Genomic DNA, 16,423 nt, shown 5'->3' on the forward strand with positions numbered 1-16,423 from the left:
TGACTCGCAAAACAACACATTTTTTCGGTCATTAAGAAGAATTTCGGAGCAAATTAAATAGGCTAAGGGCCAACGATGATTTGCCACATCTCTTTTTTGTTGAGGTATTTTTGAGCCAGCTCCTGCAGGGTTGAAGCCTCTATATTTTGTACCGTTGCCACCAAGTCGCCGAAGGCCTGCAGTGGCAGGCCATCCAAAACCAGGGTACGGATCACTTCGGAAACGTTGAACGGACCATCCAACATGGTCAGGAAATTGCCCGATAGGAAATTGCGCACCATCCTCAGCTCCTCCTCGCCTACCGGTGCTTCCTGCAGGCGCTTCATTTCCAGGTCAATTTCCCGCAGGACCGGCTCCACATACTCGGGGCTCACTTCTGTACCAATCAGCAGGGAACCATCGTAGCGCATAGTTTCCAGCATGCTATAGATGTTGTAGGTGTAGCCCTTTTCTTCTCTGATGTTGGTCATGAGGCGGGAGCCGAAGTAGCCCCCCAGGATGGTATTGAGGACATACAGCCCGTAGAAATCCTCATGGTGCCGGCTGAAAGCCCGGCGCCCAATCCGGACGGCAGATTGGACGGTATCGGGCCGGTGTTCAAAAACAGACTGCGGCTGCCCATCGGGATTAGGGATGCGGGGCTCTGGCTTTTCACCTGCCTTCAGGGCACCTGTCAACGCCTGGTTGAGCTCCCTGAGCACTTCTTTAGTCACACGCCCACTGATGAAAACCAGGCAATTGGAAGCATTGTACAATCGTTGGTGGTGTGCCTTCAGGTCCTCTGTATTCAGCGCATCATAGGTCTTCATGTTGCTGTTGTAGCCATAGGGGTGCTTGCTGCCAAAAATCTGCTCGGTAATCAACCGGTAGGCAAAGGTGTCGTTTTTCGCCAGATCAACAGAAAGGCTCCTTTGGTTCCGTTTGATGTAAGCTTCAAGGTCGCTATCCGAAAAAGCCGGAGCCGTCAGCATATCACTGATCAGGGGCAGGGTGCTGGCAAAGTGCTTATTGAGGCTGTACAGCACCATGCTTGACGTGTCGAGGTTGAAAGGCAGGCTCAGTGTAGCGCCGTAGTAATCCATGGCCTCGGCTATCTCCGCAGCGGTAAAGCGTTGCGTCCCCTCCCGCAAAAGACTAGAGGTGGCCCTGGCTACCAGGGGTTTTTGCTCGTACGTTCGTCCTGCGAAAAAGACCAGCTCCATCCGGATGACTTCCTGCGTCCCGAGGTTCGTCACGTATACCGGGATCCCGTTGTCCAGGTACAGGAGGTCCGGCTCGGGCAACCGAATGGTTTGGATATCATTAATAACAGGGGGCTGTGATCGGTTGGGCATAGATTATGTATTCAATGGGACAAGTAAGCAAGAATTCAACTTATTAACAGTCTGTTGGTTATTCGATAGTACGAAAATGAGCAAAAAAAATTACTTTTGTCTGCTATAGTGCTTGCAAAACTGCTGTGAACGCAGCATTCCGACGAAACGATGATAAGGCGAGCCTCCTGATTCATAAATTCTCAAACCCTAGCGGATATACCTATGAAGTTTAGCGTTTCCTCATCCGAACTGCTTAAGCGCCTGCAAATCGCCGGTGGCGCAATTGGCTCTAACCCCGTGTTGCCCATTCTGGAAGACTTCCTCTTTACCATCAGCAACAATAAGCTGCAAATTGCGGCAACCGACCTTGAGACCTCCATTAGCACTGAAATAGAAGTGATGGCGGACGCCGATGGCAAAGTGGCCGTACCCGCTAAAATCCTGCTGGAAACACTCAAAGCATTGCCACAGCAGCCGATTACCTTCTCTGTAAATGACGAGAATTTCGGTATTGAAATTACCTCTGCCTACGGTAAGTACAAGCTTGCAGGTGAAGATGGCCAGGACTTCCCCAGTATTCCGAAACCTGACGCTGTGGATAAGATTTCCATACCGGGTGGCTCACTGACCCACGGTATTACCAAGACTATTTTCGCAGCCAGCAACGATGAGCTCCGCCCGGCTATGACTGGCGTTTACTTCCAGGTTGATTTCAACAAGCTAATCCTGGTTGCAACGGATGCGCACAAGCTCGTCAAGTATACCTTCAATGAAATTGGCGGAGAGGTCTCCACCTCCTTCATCGTACCTAAAAAAGCACTCAACCTGCTCAAAGGCAGCCTCCCGGAAAACGAAGACATCAACATCGCTTTCAACAACGCCAATGCTTTTTTCTCCTTTGGCCACACGGAGCTGGTTTGCCGCCTCATTGATGCCCGTTACCCAGACTACAACGCGGTCATCCCGGTTGACAACCCCAATACCCTGAGCCTTTCCCGCTCAGATTTCCAGAACTCCCTCAAGCGGATCGCTATTTACGCCAACAAGACCACCAATCAGGTGATCCTGAATATCAATGATGGCAGCCTGACGATTTCGGCTCAGGACCTCGACTTCTCCAATGAAGCAACGGAGCAGTTGGCCTGCACCTATGAGGGCGAGCCTCTGACCATCGGCTTCAACGCCAAGTTTTTGGTGGAAATGCTGAGCGTACTGGAAAGCGATGAAGTAAAAATTGAGCTGTCCACTTCTACCCGGGCAGGCATTATGGTGCCCGCAGAAGAGACCGCAGGAGAAGAAATCCTGATGCTCGTGATGCCGGTCATGCTTAGCAATTAGGCGAAAGCCCGCACAGCCGCCCACGAACACTAACCCAACAATAAAACACACGAATGAAGTACAGCTACTTATGGTCCGGTATGATCATAGCAGCGTTCCTGTGGAGCTGTGGCAGTGAAGCCCCTGCCCCACCGAATGACCCGGAAGAAGTGCTCAAACAGTATCAGGGATTTGTAGATAAAAACCTGCTGGAAAAGGCTAAATCCCTGAGCACTCCAGCCGGACAGGCGTGGCTGAATGAGTTGAAAGCCATCGTGGAGGAAGAACAACCCGACAGCACCCTTTTTCATACCACGTTCCTCTCCGTCAATTGCACAGGTGATGGCGACACCCTGCTTTGCCAATGTGTACTGGAAGATCAGTACGAGCGCTACACTTCAGACTACCACCTGGTAAAGCTTAACGACCAATGGCTGGTAGATGCACCTCAGGATGAAATAAAGATCGACAACGATATCCTCGAACAGTTGCCAGACAGCCTGGTAAAGGAAATGATGCAAGAATAAACCTAAAACCATGAGCATTCCGAAAGTGGGGCTCTTCTTTGGCTCTTTCAACCCTGTCCACGTTGGGCACATGATCATTGCCAATTTTATGGCCACACAAACCAACTTGGAGGAAGTATGGATGGTCGTCTCTCCCCACAACCCGCTCAAAACTAAAAAGACCCTGGCGCGCGACCACGACCGGCTCCACCTTGTCCGCCTTGCGATCAGCGACAATCCCAAACTGAAGGCTTCAGATGTCGAATTTAGCCTGCCGCAGCCTTCCTATACCATCGACACCCTCTCCTATCTGAAGGAAAAGTACCCCAACCGGCAGTTTGCACTCATCATGGGCGGTGACAACCTGGCTACGCTCCACAAATGGAAAAACTATGAACTGCTGCTCAGAGACTACGAGCTATTCGTCTATCAACGCCCTCAACACGACTTAGGCGAGCTGGAAAACCACCCGAATATCAAAGTCGTCGAAGCGCCGCTAATGCAAATCTCTGCCAGTTATATCCGCCGCTGCCTTCAGGACGGAAAATCTGTGCAATACCTTGTGCCTGATGCCGTTTATCAATACCTTGAAGAAGTCCCACTATACCGATGAATTGTTAAACTTTCATTAATTATTGAAAGTTTTGGAAAAAAGAGTTAGATTGGGGTAGATTAAAACCCAAAGCCATGAAAAAAGGATTTCTGCTCTTTGACTTCGGCGTACAAACTTTACTGTTGGCTATCATAGCGGGCAGTGCGCTATATGCACTGGCTGCTCCCGAATACCTGCTTGTCAGCCTGTTCTTTGCGATGCCGCTGGGAGGCTGGCAACTGATCAGCGGTGCGTTGAAGGCGTTTTTCCTAAAAAGCAAAATGCACAGCTACTACACTTTGAGCGCAGTAATCTACCTAATGCTCCTTACAGGAGGTGCTACGTATTTACCGCCGGAGGCAACGTTTAACCCCTTTAAATATGGTTACCTGGGCAACGCTGTCTTCTGGTTCCCTGCCATATTTGGCGCCGTCTGGTACGCCCGTCAAACCTGGAAAGACTATCAGCACGCGGTTGAGTGGGGCCGCCCTGCTTTTGTATAACCGATGAACAAACTTCTGAGATCATGATCAGCCAATATAGAATGAAATTCGACCTCGTAGGTCAGTCTGTACTACTTGCCTTAGCCCTTATAGTCGTACTCGGCGAATGGTGGCTGTGGGCACTAACTGTGGTAGCGGGCCTTGCACTCTGGCAAACGGGTAGCGCTTTCCACCTGTTGGCCGCCTACGCCTACCGGGACCGGAAACCCTACTTGTGGGTTCTCGGCAGTTTACTCATCCTGCTCCCTTTCAAATTTTGGCTGGCTGGCTACTGGAGTTTGGTATTGCTTGGGCTTGCAGCCTTTACATACTTCCTCATCACCCTGCGTGATACGATTGTTGTACTGCGTCGGCCGCGGTCCTTTTGGGATATTTGAAAACTTTCCGTGTTCAAAACTTGAAAAACCCAACATTTTAACCGATCTTGTTTCTGATATTGATTCTGGCATGACTTTTTGAACGAGCCAGCAGTAGTGTTCCACGCGTATTTCGTTTCCCCTGCCATTCCCGGCAGCCTTCCATGATGTATTATTGATGTCTTATCTGGCAGCGTAAGTTCTGTTCATGCCCTGGGCGGCGTATGCCCCTATATGTTGAACTGAACGGGGTTCTCCGAAGCGCCCCTCTGTACTAACCACCAAAAAACTGAATCCTCATGAAAGAAGAACTCCTTCATTATGCCTGGCGTATGCGCCGGTTCAATGCTACTGCCCTGCAAACTACCGACGGGCAGGTTGTAGAAATCCTTCATCCCGGCCAACTGAACACCCATGCCGGGCCCGACTTCCTGAATGCCCGGCTGCGCATTGACGATACCGTTTGGGCGGGCAATGTGGAAATGCATCTCCGCAGTTCCGACTGGCTGCAGCACGGGCATCAGTCTGACGCAGCTTACGATAATGTCATCCTCCACGTCGTTTACGAAGATGATGCACCGATATGCAGGGGCAACGGCACGGCTATTCCCTGCCTGGAACTGAAGCAGCGTATATCGAGACGGTTAGCGGCTCACTATCAGCGGCTGATCAAAAGTGAGCAGTGGGTTCCCTGCGGCAATACGATTGGGCAGGTCAACGAGCTGACAATCAACCTGTGGCTGGACCGCATGGCTGCCGAACGGCTGGAAGCGAGAGCTGAGAAAATAAAAGCCCAACTCCTTCGTAATAAAGAAGGCTGGGAAGAGACGTTCTACCAATTCATGGCACGCAGCCTGGGGGGCAGGGTCAATGCGGAGCCCATGCAAATGCTGGCGGAGCGTACTCCGCTTATTTTGCTCTACAAGTACCGGCACAGCCTGTTTCAGTTGGAAGCCCTGCTGTTTGGGCAATCGGGGCTATTGGATGCCTCCTTCGTAGACGAATACCCCAAACGGCTGCAGCAGGAATATCGTTTTTTGAGGCAAAAACACGGACTGACCCCGCTGCCGCCCCAAACCTGGAAGTACCTGCGCCTGCGCCCCGCCAACTTCCCAACCATCCGCATCGCTCAATTGGTCACCATGATTTACCAGCAAGCCGGGTGGTTTAGTAAGGCTATGGCCGCCCACGACCTTACAGAACTGAACAATATGTTCCACATTAAGCTCTCCAATTATTGGTGGGACCACTATACTTTTGACAAGCCCTCGCACCGGCAGGCCAAAACCCTCGGTGTACAGACCATACGGTCGGTCATTATCAATACCGTTGCCCCCATGCTTTTCCTCTATGGCTCCCGCAAAGGCGACCACGTGTTGCGCGATAAGGGGCTGGATTTACTGGAAAAGCTGCCCGCCGAACAAAACAAGATTATCCGGGAATGGAAAAAGCACGGCGTGAAGGCTGATTCCGCCTACCAAACACAAGCACTATTACAGCTCAAACAAGCGTACTGTACTCCAAAACGCTGTCTGGAGTGTGCCATTGGCAATGCATTGCTAAAGCCAAAACCCAGAGCCGAAGAGCCCTGGCTGAATGAAGCGATTGGGGAAGACTGGGAAAAGGACTGGTCACTGTTTGATTTGGAAGCGCATCAGGCCTTCTCCCATACTTTGCAGCCCTCGGTACAATTGGTACAGATGTCGATCTGATCGCGCCCTCTCAAGAGCTGCGCACGAAACTGCTGGTAGTCCTCACCCTGCCATAACTCAGCGAAGGAGGTTTGCTTTAAATCGCCGAGCTGGTGCTGGGCGTCCTTGTCAAAGCAACAGGGCACGACGAGGCCGTCCCAGGTAATCACACAGGCGTGCCAGAGCTTCCAGCAGTGGTTGAGCAATTGGTTTTTCACCCGGTAGGTGCCATCTTCCTGTTGCGCATAGCGGGAGTAGCGCTCATTGAGCGGGATGAGTGGATTGCCTTGTTCATAGTCGTAGACCTGAGCCGTTTTTAACCGGACTTCATCAACCCCGATCTCTTTTGCCAGGCGGTAAATTTCCGGTATCTGATGCTCATTGGGGCGGACTACCAGAAATTGGAAAATCACATGCGGGGTAGATGAGCCCATTTCGCGTTTGGCGGCAATAACATTTCGCGCGCCCTGCAGTACGGTCTCCAGATTCCCCGCTTTGCGGTAATTTTCGTAGACCTCCTGGGTCGTACCGTCTACCGAAACAATCAGCCGGTCAAGCCCGGAAGCCACTGTTTTCCGGGCATTTTCTTTATTCAGGAAGTGGCCGTTTGTGGAAGTGATGGTATAAATCCCTTGTCGGTCTGCATGCTCCACCATGTTAAGGAAATCCGGATTGATGTAAGGCTCCCCCTGGAAGTAGAAAATCAGGTAAATCAGTTCCTCACCAAGTTCCTTAATAATCTGTCGGAAGAAGTCTTTCCTGAGGTTACCAGTCGGGCGCGTAAAGGAACGAAGCCCGCTTGGGCATTCCGGGCATCGCAAATTGCAGGCGGTAGTAGGCTCTACCGAAATAGTAACGGGCAAGCCCCATTGTACAGGGCGGCGCAGCAAGCGGGTCACGAAATAAGAAGCGAGTACTTTCGCTGCATTCCAGGCTCTGCGCAGGGTGAGCTTACGCAAAAAGTTGAATGCGTCTGCAAAATAGATCCTCATAAAGTACGGGTATTTTCCATTATATGTGCCCTGGCAGTCTGTCGTAGAGATTTTCAATGGTCTGCGAACGGCAAATATTACCTTGAACTTCCTCGCTCACCTACCTGCGCGTAGCTGCTTCGACGAAGGTACGGTCAGTCACGTAGCTAAGGCTATGTGATTCAAGAATAGGCCCCTTTAATCCCATTCTTGAATGTCTCGCGCCTTGTTCAGAACAATATTTGCTCGCTCTCGCCGCATCAGTACATCTCCGACAGGCTGCTACCCTGCCCAACCTTCGCGGTCAAGGCTTCGGAAGTGAATGGCTTCAGCCAAATGTTCAATTTCAATATTTTCGCTCTCATGCAAGTCTGCCGCCGTCCGGGCGACCTTCAGAATCCGGTCGTAGGCACGAGCCGACAACTGCAGCTTTTCCATCGCTTTCTTTACGAGCATTCGCCCGGCCTGACCGACCTCACAGTACTCCCGTACCTGCCGGCCCGACATTTGCGCATTCGAGTTGACCCCGGGAGAGTCTTTGTAGCGTGCCACCTGTATCTCCCGGGCCTTGATCACCCGGGCCACAATTTCACTACTGGATTCTGACGGCAGGCTTTTGCTGGCCAGTTCGTCATAAGATACGGGCGTGACCTCTACATGCAGATCGATACGGTCGAGCAACGGGCCGGAAATCTTATTGAGGTAGCGGTTGATCTGAGCAGGGCCACAAACGCACTCCTTATCCGGATGGTTGTAATAACCACAGGGGCAAGGGTTCATGGAGGCCACGAGCATAAAGCTAGCGGGATAGTCGACGGTGGTGCGGGCCCGGGAGATGGTCACCCGCCGTTCTTCCATGGGCTGCCGCAGTACTTCCAGGACCGTCCGCTTGAACTCCGGTAATTCGTCCAGAAAAAGTACACCGTTGTGCGCCAACGAAATCTCTCCAGGCATGGGGTTGCTCCCTCCACCGACCAAAGCCACATCACTAATGGTATGGTGGGGCGACCGGAAAGGGCGGTTGGCAATCAACGAAGAATCCGGTGGCAGCATGCCAGATACCGAGTGAATTTTGGTGGTTTCCAGTGCTTCGTGCAAATTCAAAGGCGGAAGGATCGTGGGCATCCGGCGCGCCAGCATGGTTTTCCCGGCACCCGGAGGACCGATCAGTACCACGTTGTGGCCACCGGCAGCGGCTATTTCAAGGGCCCGCTTGATATTCTGCTGCCCTTTTACGTCAGAAAAATCAATATCGAAGATATTCTGCTGCTCGAAAAACTCATCACGGGTCACCACCATTTTAGGGTTGATCTTGAGATCGCCGTTGATGAAGTCGGCAGCTTCGCGCAGGCTACTCACTCCGTATACATCTAAATCGTCGACGATTGCCGCCTCCCTGGCGTTTTCTTTAGGTAGTATAAACCCTTTAAACCCTTCTTTTCGAGCCTGAATGGCAATTGGCAAAGCACCACGTATGGGCCGTAGGCTACCGTCAAGCGAAAGCTCCCCCATCATGATGTACTGATCGAGGGCAGCACTCTCTATCTGTCCGGATGCAGCCAAAACGCCCATAGCTATGGGCAAGTCATAGGAAGAGCCTTCTTTCCGGATATCCGCAGGGGCGAGGTTCACTACGGTCTTGACCCGCATCATCTTGAAGCCAATATTTTGCATGGCTGCTTCCATACGGGAAAAGCCCTCCCGGACTGCATTGTCAGGAAGGCCTACCAGGTGGTAAAAGTTTTTATCTGTTGCTACCTTACCGCCAACGTTGACCTCTACGGTAATGGTTTGAGCATCGACACCCTGAACGGCGCCGGCATAAGTTTTGATTAGCATGGGCGTTCTTTCCTTTAGTGGTTATACAGAGAGATTGCTCCCAAAGCTAAACGCCCTGGGAGCAATAGAACACCCTAAATTTAGCAAATTTTTAGGTTAGTCGCGGATATTCTTATCAATTTCCGGTGTCAGAGCAGGGTCCATCAACAAAAACCGGCTTTTGTGGAAGGCAGGCTTTGGAGCACGATGCCCCATTTTTTCCTGCCCCTTACGGCCCTTGCCCTCGAGCCGGTGAGCTACTGCGATTGCTTTCATATCTTTTTTCCATTGCTCACGCTGCGGCTCAATCTCTTGCATCAGGGCGTTGATGTCATCGCTGTACTTTTGCACCAATGCCGAGAGTGCTTCCTTATTAGGATTGGTTTCAGCCTTTTCTCTTTTACCCCCGGAAGTACGGCCTTTTTCCTGTCGCATTCCCTGGCGTGCTGCCCGGATTTTGGCAAGGGTAGCTTTATCTGCTGCACTAATCTTTGCCTCCAGCTTTTTGCGCTGACTAAGCAATACGGGCTCAATGTTTTGCTCCTGATAGGTGCGCATTTCATTCCGGGCTTCCTTATGCTCCGCTTTTTTAGCGTCGTGGTGTGCTTTGAGCATTTGAGCCTGCTCCGGCGTCAAGATGCCATTCAACTCGCTTTTCAAAGACTCGTGTATGGCTTTTCTTTGCGCGCCATGCTCTTTTCGGGCTTCGCGCCCCTCTTTACGCCATTCCTTGTGTGCTTCCTGCGTCTTTTGCTGCAAGGCTTCGATAGCTTCTCGTTGCTCTGGCGTCAGTTTGAGTTCCGATTCCAGCTCTTCAATCGCTTCAAAAGGGCCGCCCTGTGGCGCGTGGTGCCGGCCGTTCGGTTGAGCCATTACTGTAACAGTGGACAAAAACAGCGTTGCCAACAGTAAGCTGGCATGCATCATTAATTTTTTCATAGCAATAATTTTTAAGGTTTGATGATACAGGCGTATCAGGGTTTAATCCCGCTTCCGCCTTTTTTTCGGATGGCCGTCCCGCATTTCAAACCGGCGGGAAAACCGGTCTAGTTTTGCAACCTGCTCTTCTGAGAGCAGGGGTTTGATTTCTTCGTGCATTTGTTCAATTGTAGCGCGGCGGTCGGCTCCAAAATGCTGATGCATACTGTCAATGAGCGTACCGTACCGCTGTACAATAGGGCCAAGGGTTGCGCGCTGTTCGGGTGTAGCCTCAATGCGCCGGTACAGCATGTCCTCAAAACCGCTGGCTTCGCGCATACGGGCTACTTCGTGTATTCGGTTAACTACCGTGCTGCGGTGCATGGCCCACCCGCCTGCAAAGCCAGCAGCAAGTAGTAACAATCCAATTAATAAAAGCTGTATTCGGCTCATGTTTATTGTTTAGTAAGCTTGTAGTAAAGTGACCGCATCCTCCGGTGACAGCTCGCTTACCCCTACCAACGCTTCGGCGGTCAGGCTGCCCGCTGACCAATAGATACTGATACCAGCAATGAGTATGATGGCAGCACTTGCTGCCGCTGCCCACTGTAGCCAATAGGCAGGGAAACGATAGACGTCCGACTGCTCTATCTGCCGCATGACCGCCTCCGTGAAGGCCTCGTCCGAGGGCTTCGGAAACGATCGGAAAGCTTCTCTCAGGTTCCGGAGCCGGGCAGACTCTTCCCTTAGCTCACGGGATTGCAACAATGCTTTTTCCAGTGCTTTTGATTCCGCCTGGCCTAATTCCTCGTCGAAGGAACGGCTGAGCAGTCCCCGGTAGTATGCTTCGTCTTTCATAGCCATGGTCCTAAAATTGATCTTAGTTTTTGCTGTGCCCGCGCCAGACGGGAGGCCACCGTACCTTGCGGCAAATCCAGGATCTCAGCGGTCTCCTTGACGGAGTAGCCTTCTACAAGGCGCAGGGTCACCACCGCCCGGAACTCGGGGTCAATTTGCTGCAGAGCACGCTGCAAGGCATCTTTCAAATCCTGCTGCTCGGGCCCCGCCGCCTTATCTTCTACCTGTAATTCCGGCCCATCTGTCTTGGTGAATGTCAACCACCGGCCTTTGCGTTTCCGCCGTTTCAGCTCATTCAGGGACAGGTTGATAGCGATACGGCTGAGGTAAGTGCTCAGTTTGGCATCGCCTCTGAACCCGGGCAGCGCCTGATGCAAGCGAATAAACACTTCTTGTGCCACGTCGTCTGCTTCCGCGACTTCGCCCAGCATACTGCGTACAGTCGCCCGGACCTGTCCCTGATGCTGTTCAACCAGCGATCGGAAAGCCTGGGCGTCACCACTTTTGGCACGTAGTATGCAGTCATTTTGCTGGAGCATGCAGCGGTTTTTTTCGGTTGCTTTCGAGGGTTAGACAACCATTAGGCCGGCTTTTTTCCCGGGGGGCTTATTTTTTTTTCATTTTGAAATGTTGATGCCTTCGGTCAGTGTAGTGGGAAAATGTGCTGTTTTCAACCACACACTCCCGCTATTTGTAGGGCTCTCGCGGCGCGAAAGCCCTACAAATAGCGGGAGTGAAGGAGTTCAGCCTGAGCTAACCGACTGAAGAAAGGCATAGTGTGGGCAGGAAAGAACCCTTTTAACCCAGCAATGATTCCCAACGCATCAAGTCTATTGAACAACCAGCTGCCCCACCCTGACCTGTGCTCCCTGCCTGACCCGGACCCAGTAAACGCCGGGCGTACAGAAAGAGACATTCAGCTCAGTAGTTTTATGCTGTATCGCCTGCCGGTGTATCAACTGTCCAGCTATATTGAATAAGGATAGCTCGCCGCCGGATGAAGGGAGGGAAACATGCACGCGCTCAATAGCCGGATTGGGGAAAAGATCTAAAGTGCCCGGACCCGCATAAGCCGCTATTGAAGAGAGGCCACTTCGGGTATACTGCCGGAAGAAATGCCAAATCTCCACGCTGCCATTAATATCCTGATTGGTCACCCCCAAACTAATGGGTGCCCCCGGCCAGGTATGCCCACCGTTATTGATCCGATAGTGCAGGACCTCCCCCCGCTCTGTACATCCTGTAGATTGTATTATGGAAACCGTTGACTCATCATCAGCATTGGTATTGGGCAACTCTTCAACGACCGGGTCGCCATCGCATTCATTATTGGCCCTCCAGAAACTGAGCAGCTCCTCTATTGAAATCGCAAGAAATGCCTGCCCGGTGTAGGGGACGGTAGGGTCTTCAGTACCGTGGATTTCGAGAACGGGCACGGGGCGCCCCGGGGTGCAACTGCCCATATAAGCGGGTACCATACTGCCGGTGACTGAGGCCACGGCAGCTATCCGGTCATTGAGTTCACAAGCCAGGCGATAGCTCATAAAGCCACCGTTGGACATCCCGCAGGCGTAGAGACGCTCCGGATCGATGCCATGATTGGCAATAAGCGTATCCAGGAGGGCATTGATGAAGCCCACATCATCAGCAGTGCTCCCAAACGTCCATCCTACATTCCAGGCATTATTGATCCCATTGGGGTAACAAACGTAAAAGCCGGCGGTATCCGCCACCGCATTCATTTGAGAATAGGCCTCCTGCTGCCAGGCGTTGGAGGTAAAGCCATGAAGGTTCAAAACCAACGGGCGCTCACCGGAAATAGTAGCCGGAGGTATCCTCAACCGGTAGTCTCGTTCCTGCCCGTCGAAAGAAAAACTCCCGATGATGGTTTCCTGAGCATTCGACAGCTGAAAGGAGAGTAAAAAGAGAAAGGTAACTTGGAGAAGTGTCCGCATAATTGACAGTATTTTGGTCTTTTTTTTCAAGATACACTTTTCCTTACTTTCCGGAAAAGTAATCCTAAGCCAAGCCTGCAACCAACGCTTCCAGGCTACCCGCCTCTTCTTCGAGGCCCAGTAAAGCAGCAGCCTGTTTAAACAATGGCGTAGGAGATTTGCCGGCTTCCCGCCAGGCCTTCAGTGACCCTGCACCTTTGCTTTTGGAGAGTTTTTCTCCATCGTTTCCGGTCAGCAAAGGGTGGTGCCAAAAAGTACTGTTCAGGAATGGTTCTGCTTCCAGCAATTGAGCCAGGTACAATTGCGACAGGGTAGAATCCCATAAATCTGACCCTCTGACAATTAAGTTAATCCCGTGGAGAAGATCGTCGACCAGTGAAGCCAGCTGATAAGCCGGGAAGCCGTTTTTTTGGCGCACAACAAAAGCATCAATTGGCTCCAGTGCAACCTTTTCCTGACTATTCCGCCAGTGGTTCAGTACCACTATGGTATTCTTTGGCGGGGCGATTATCCGCCAGGCCGTTTTGGCGGCATTGAAGGCCAGACTTCGGGTGCAGCAGGTACCAGGATAGCGACCATCAGCATTGATGTCGCGGATTTGTTTCCGGCTACAGGTACAGGCAAAAAGATGCCTCCCCTCCATGAGTTGCTGTAAATAAGCGCTGTATTGTTCCAAACGAGTATGCTGAGACCAGTTGGCGAAGAAGTCATCCACACCAGCCGGCCCTTCGTCATAGTCCAGGCCCAGCCAGTCCAGGGTGCGGAAAACATCCTCAACATAAGCTTCACGGGTGCGCGCTTTATCGAGGTCATCAATACGAAGTAGCACCTGCCCCTGCTTTGCTCTGGCGATGGCCCAGGTCATAATAAAGGAGAGCCCGTTGCCAGGGTGCAACAAACCACTGGGCGTGGGGGCTAACCGGGTGCGCAAGGGCGAATGCTCCATGAAGAAAAAGGTCTTTAACACAAAAAAACTCCTACATCAAGGGAGTCTGGATGTAGGAGCACTAACATACTATGAGAAAACTACACGGTCAAATTTAAGAAAAGCGAATAGGTAAACTGGAGGGGAATTAGAAAGCGGGGAGGCTGGAGTAGATTAAGGTGCCGGTCAGATAGAATATGGCAAAAAAAAACCTGCACCGATGTTGGGTGCAGGAGGTTCAAACAAACATACTATGAGAAAACTGAGTACAAGATAAGGTTTTGAGTATGGAAATGCGGGGGCTTTTCCGGGTACGGTTATTTTGAGCCGGTTAAAGGTGCCAATAGGTTATCTAACGGAGTCAGAGGCTCTACAAAGGGCTGGTTGTTTGAGAAGAGGGGCTGACCTTGATTTCCAGGACCGGGATTTTGATCTCGACCCGAGTCCCCAGTGGATGGCCGGTCACAGGGTCTTTCAGGTCTTCGGTATGCACGTAGATATCCTCCTTTTTTGAATTGCCACTGTGCAAAATACTCAGGCGCTTTTCCGTAATGCTTGTCCCCCGGGAGCGGTGGTTCTGGTATTGTGGGTCATTCATTTGAAGCTGAAGGGCTTTATCCCGCCCTATCCCGTTATCTTCGATCCGGCACAAGATCGTTTGCTCATCAAATAAAAAGAAGAAGACTTTAATCAACCCGTTGTCCCGGGTGCGCAGACCATGTTCGATTGCATTTTCAACGTAGGGCTGAATGATCATTGTCGGCACGCAAAAAATATCTTCTTCTATTTCTTCATCAATGATAATTTCGTAGCTCAGTTTGTTTTCAAACCGGAGTTTTTCATTGATGACGAGGTATTGCTCGAGGAACTCAATTTCTTCCTCAAGGGAGATCACTTCCAGTTCGGAGTACTCGAGGCTACGGCGCATGAGTTGGGCAAACTTAGCCAGGTATTTGGTGGCAGAGTCTACATCATGGGAAGTGATGTAGTTCTGGATAGAATTAAGCGCATTGTACATGAAGTGCGGGTTCATCTGCGCGCGCAGGGCCTTAAGCTGAAGCCGGGTGGCTTTTAGCTCCAGCAGTTCTGTTTCCTGACTTTTCTTTTCCGCTTCGTATTTAGCTTCCACTTCCCGCTGTTTGCGCTGGTCCACGTCGTTGTTGTAGCGCTCCTGGTACTCATCGTGTTTGCACTGGTACAGGTAGGCGGGCTCGTAATGGGCAAGCTCTGCGTGAAAAGTCGCCAACTCTTTACAGATGCCTGCAATCTGTTTGAAGTCGCCTTGCTTTTCGGCGTAGTGCAGCGCAATTTCCAGTTGTTCGAGTGCTCTTTCTGTATCATTCAGCTTCTGGAAGACTTCTCCTCTCCACAGGGCTACGTTGGAGAAGTTGTTGTAGTTCTGTTCAGGCTTCTTGGAGTAGATTTGATCTGCGCGGTCCAACAGGTCCAGGGCTTCTTCATATTGATCGCGCTCTATATAACAGAACCCTAAATTGGCATAGGCACTTGCGCGGGCATCCTCACTCGTGTCATCTGCATTTTCGATCGCCAAACGGAAAAAGTCTTCTGCATTTTCCTGCTCCCCTTGTGCCATATAGCTACTCCCAACACTAAGATAGTGCCAGGAAAGGCGCGTACGTATCCCCATCTGTTCGCACATGTCGACCACCTTTCTGCGGGCGCGTATGCTCTTTTCTGCCTCATCATTGACTTCGTAAATCTGCCCAAGCCCGGAATGGATAAGCGTCAGGAAATAATAGTCCTTCAATTCGAGTGGAGATTGCAGGGTCGTTATCATTTTGTCGGCCAGCAGCAATAACTCGATGGCTTTGGAGTAATTGACGTAGTGTAATTGCAGGAAGCCGTCGCGGCATATCAATCGGGCTTTTAAGCGCTCGCTGGGGAAAGTTTTAAGCAGTTTCCCTGCCTTAATGAGGTAATCGTGGGCCCGGCTCAAATCACCTGTATTGATACAAAGCCCGGCGTAGTCTATATAGGCCTCCGTCTGTTGGTTTAGAGACCCTCTTTCCTCCAGGATGGCCATAGCAGACTGATAATGAAATTCCGCCTGTTCATAATCGTACATCTGGTTCTTAATCGTTGCCTCGTAGAGGTGGTAGTTGAGCAGCAGGTCAGGCGTTTCAATGCTCTGGAGTATCTCGTAGAGCTCCTTTAGCAATTTTTCCGCCTGTTCAATATTGGAAAACACATAGTGTGCAATGAGCTTATCCAGTAAGATCAGGCGCTGCTTGGGGTCTGGCTGCATACTCAACTTGTTTTCAAGTTGCTGCAGGTTAACGACACGTTGTTCGGAAGCTTCGATAAACATGGTAGATGACGTAAGTATTTGAATAGCCCTGAAGGCAGATGCCAGACATGCACTATAGATATTTGCCCGGTCAGGGCAGGTATGTTCGGGGCTTGCCAAAACCCCAACATGCTCTTACAATTTCGGAATATTGGCAACCAATTTTAATAGCGTTCATTAATGTAGGTTTTGTATAGGTCATGGATTAGGATTTTTTGCCATATCAAGACCTGTCCCGCAAAGTAGCAGGAGAGCGCCCGGGAACCCCGACTTCATAAAAGGAGCCCTTTAATCCCCTTTCTTCGTGTAGCTACGGAGGTGAGGACCTGCCTGCGTGTCGATACTTCAGTCTCCGGTGGTCAGAGCCCACAGGCGACGAGACACAGACA

The 16,423-nt window shown here is 51.2% G+C and carries 16 protein-coding genes; 6 read left to right on the forward strand and 10 right to left on the reverse strand.

Features of this window, described 5'->3' with window-relative positions; genetic code table 11:
* Positions 1 to 62: 62 nt before the first annotated feature.
* Positions 63 to 1,334, reverse strand: a complete 1,272-nt coding sequence (locus tag RIC19_RS01360; RefSeq protein WP_350176050.1) for a M16 family metallopeptidase — start codon at positions 1,332 to 1,334, stop codon at positions 63 to 65.
* Between the two features lie 204 nt (positions 1,335 to 1,538).
* Here RIC19_RS01360 and dnaN point away from each other — a divergent pair, with 204 nt between their 5' ends.
* The 6 genes from dnaN to RIC19_RS01390 all read left to right on the forward strand — a co-directional run bounded on the left by dnaN (position 1,539) and on the right by RIC19_RS01390 (position 6,302).
* Positions 1,539 to 2,654 (forward strand): DNA polymerase III subunit beta, encoded by a 1,116-nt coding sequence (dnaN, locus tag RIC19_RS01365; protein WP_350176052.1) that lies wholly within the window; start codon positions 1,539 to 1,541, stop codon positions 2,652 to 2,654.
* A 53-nt stretch (positions 2,655 to 2,707) separates the two neighbouring features.
* Positions 2,708 to 3,160 carry a hypothetical protein gene (locus tag RIC19_RS01370; RefSeq protein ID WP_350176054.1) on the forward strand — a complete coding sequence of 151 codons (453 nt, stop codon included), beginning with the start codon at positions 2,708 to 2,710 and terminating at the stop codon, positions 3,158 to 3,160.
* Between the two features lie 10 nt (positions 3,161 to 3,170).
* Complete coding sequence (nadD, locus tag RIC19_RS01375; RefSeq protein WP_350176056.1) at positions 3,171 to 3,752, forward strand: nicotinate (nicotinamide) nucleotide adenylyltransferase; 582 nt, start codon at positions 3,171 to 3,173, stop codon at positions 3,750 to 3,752.
* A gap of 74 nt (positions 3,753 to 3,826) precedes the next feature.
* Entirely contained in the window at positions 3,827 to 4,234 is a 408-nt protein-coding gene (locus RIC19_RS01380) for a hypothetical protein (RefSeq protein ID WP_350176058.1), read from the forward strand.
* A gap of 23 nt (positions 4,235 to 4,257) precedes the next feature.
* Entirely contained in the window at positions 4,258 to 4,611 is a 354-nt protein-coding gene (locus tag RIC19_RS01385) for a hypothetical protein (protein ID WP_350176060.1), read from the forward strand.
* A gap of 278 nt (positions 4,612 to 4,889) precedes the next feature.
* Entirely contained in the window at positions 4,890 to 6,302 is a 1,413-nt protein-coding gene (locus RIC19_RS01390) for a DUF2851 family protein (RefSeq protein ID WP_350176062.1), read from the forward strand.
* Here RIC19_RS01390 and RIC19_RS01395 read toward each other — a convergent pair.
* The 9 genes from RIC19_RS01395 to RIC19_RS01435 all read right to left on the reverse strand — a co-directional run bounded on the left by RIC19_RS01395 (position 6,245) and on the right by RIC19_RS01435 (position 16,055).
* The gene (locus tag RIC19_RS01395; RefSeq protein ID WP_350176064.1) at positions 6,245 to 7,273 is read right to left on the reverse strand and encodes an SPASM domain-containing protein; all 1,029 of its coding nucleotides are present in this window, start codon (positions 7,271 to 7,273) and stop codon (positions 6,245 to 6,247) included. The genes RIC19_RS01390 and RIC19_RS01395 overlap by 58 nt on opposite strands.
* A gap of 261 nt (positions 7,274 to 7,534) precedes the next feature.
* Positions 7,535 to 9,091, reverse strand: coding sequence for a YifB family Mg chelatase-like AAA ATPase (locus RIC19_RS01400; RefSeq protein ID WP_350176066.1), 1,557 nt, complete (start codon positions 9,089 to 9,091; stop codon positions 7,535 to 7,537).
* 96 nt (positions 9,092 to 9,187) lie between these two features.
* On the reverse strand, positions 9,188 to 10,009 hold the full coding sequence (locus RIC19_RS01405) for a Spy/CpxP family protein refolding chaperone (RefSeq protein ID WP_350176068.1): 822 nt from the start codon (positions 10,007 to 10,009) through the stop codon (positions 9,188 to 9,190).
* A 42-nt stretch (positions 10,010 to 10,051) separates the two neighbouring features.
* On the reverse strand, positions 10,052 to 10,441 hold the full coding sequence (locus RIC19_RS01410; protein ID WP_350176070.1) for a hypothetical protein: 390 nt from the start codon (positions 10,439 to 10,441) through the stop codon (positions 10,052 to 10,054).
* Positions 10,442 to 10,450: 9 nt separating this feature from the next.
* Positions 10,451 to 10,846, reverse strand: coding sequence for a hypothetical protein (locus RIC19_RS01415; RefSeq protein WP_350176072.1), 396 nt, complete (start codon positions 10,844 to 10,846; stop codon positions 10,451 to 10,453).
* Positions 10,843 to 11,385 carry an RNA polymerase sigma factor gene (locus RIC19_RS01420; protein WP_350176074.1) on the reverse strand — a complete coding sequence of 181 codons (543 nt, stop codon included), beginning with the start codon at positions 11,383 to 11,385 and terminating at the stop codon, positions 10,843 to 10,845. The genes RIC19_RS01415 and RIC19_RS01420 overlap by 4 nt, the downstream gene beginning before the upstream one ends.
* Before the next feature lie 291 nt (positions 11,386 to 11,676).
* Positions 11,677 to 12,801 (reverse strand): extracellular catalytic domain type 1 short-chain-length polyhydroxyalkanoate depolymerase, encoded by a 1,125-nt coding sequence (locus RIC19_RS01425; RefSeq protein WP_350176076.1) that lies wholly within the window; start codon positions 12,799 to 12,801, stop codon positions 11,677 to 11,679.
* Positions 12,802 to 12,865: 64 nt separating this feature from the next.
* Positions 12,866 to 13,747, reverse strand: coding sequence for a glutamate--tRNA ligase family protein (locus tag RIC19_RS01430; RefSeq protein WP_350176078.1), 882 nt, complete (start codon positions 13,745 to 13,747; stop codon positions 12,866 to 12,868).
* 349 nt (positions 13,748 to 14,096) lie between these two features.
* Positions 14,097 to 16,055, reverse strand: a complete 1,959-nt coding sequence (locus RIC19_RS01435; RefSeq protein WP_350176080.1) for a histidine kinase — start codon at positions 16,053 to 16,055, stop codon at positions 14,097 to 14,099.
* Positions 16,056 to 16,423: the final 368 nt, after the last annotated feature.

This window comes from Phaeodactylibacter sp. (assembly GCF_040219495.1).
Taxonomy (GTDB): domain Bacteria; phylum Bacteroidota; class Bacteroidia; order Chitinophagales; family Saprospiraceae; genus Phaeodactylibacter.

What these genes read in the sequence shown, in the direction of transcription:
- RIC19_RS01400 (WP_350176066.1), bottom strand. Translation starts at nt 9,091, where the DNA reads ATGCTAATCAAAACTTATGCCGGCGCCGTTCAGGGTGTCGATGCTCAA.
- RIC19_RS01410 (WP_350176070.1), bottom strand. Translation starts at nt 10,441, where the DNA reads ATGAGCCGAATACAGCTTTTATTAATTGGATTGTTACTACTTGCTGCT.
- RIC19_RS01420 (WP_350176074.1), bottom strand. Translation starts at nt 11,385, where the DNA reads ATGCTCCAGCAAAATGACTGCATACTACGTGCCAAAAGTGGTGACGCC.
- RIC19_RS01360 (WP_350176050.1), bottom strand. Translation starts at nt 1,334, where the DNA reads ATGCCCAACCGATCACAGCCCCCTGTTATTAATGATATCCAAACCATT.
- RIC19_RS01390 (WP_350176062.1), top strand. Translation starts at nt 4,890, where the DNA reads ATGAAAGAAGAACTCCTTCATTATGCCTGGCGTATGCGCCGGTTCAAT.
- RIC19_RS01425 (WP_350176076.1), bottom strand. Translation starts at nt 12,801, where the DNA reads ATGCGGACACTTCTCCAAGTTACCTTTCTCTTTTTACTCTCCTTTCAG.
- RIC19_RS01405 (WP_350176068.1), bottom strand. Translation starts at nt 10,009, where the DNA reads ATGAAAAAATTAATGATGCATGCCAGCTTACTGTTGGCAACGCTGTTT.
- dnaN (WP_350176052.1), top strand. Translation starts at nt 1,539, where the DNA reads ATGAAGTTTAGCGTTTCCTCATCCGAACTGCTTAAGCGCCTGCAAATC.
- nadD (WP_350176056.1), top strand. Translation starts at nt 3,171, where the DNA reads ATGAGCATTCCGAAAGTGGGGCTCTTCTTTGGCTCTTTCAACCCTGTC.
- RIC19_RS01435 (WP_350176080.1), bottom strand. Translation starts at nt 16,055, where the DNA reads ATGTTTATCGAAGCTTCCGAACAACGTGTCGTTAACCTGCAGCAACTT.
- RIC19_RS01385 (WP_350176060.1), top strand. Translation starts at nt 4,258, where the DNA reads ATGATCAGCCAATATAGAATGAAATTCGACCTCGTAGGTCAGTCTGTA.
- RIC19_RS01415 (WP_350176072.1), bottom strand. Translation starts at nt 10,846, where the DNA reads ATGAAAGACGAAGCATACTACCGGGGACTGCTCAGCCGTTCCTTCGAC.
- RIC19_RS01380 (WP_350176058.1), top strand. Translation starts at nt 3,827, where the DNA reads ATGAAAAAAGGATTTCTGCTCTTTGACTTCGGCGTACAAACTTTACTG.
- RIC19_RS01370 (WP_350176054.1), top strand. Translation starts at nt 2,708, where the DNA reads ATGAAGTACAGCTACTTATGGTCCGGTATGATCATAGCAGCGTTCCTG.
- RIC19_RS01395 (WP_350176064.1), bottom strand. Translation starts at nt 7,273, where the DNA reads ATGAGGATCTATTTTGCAGACGCATTCAACTTTTTGCGTAAGCTCACC.
- RIC19_RS01430 (WP_350176078.1), bottom strand. Translation starts at nt 13,747, where the DNA reads ATGGAGCATTCGCCCTTGCGCACCCGGTTAGCCCCCACGCCCAGTGGT.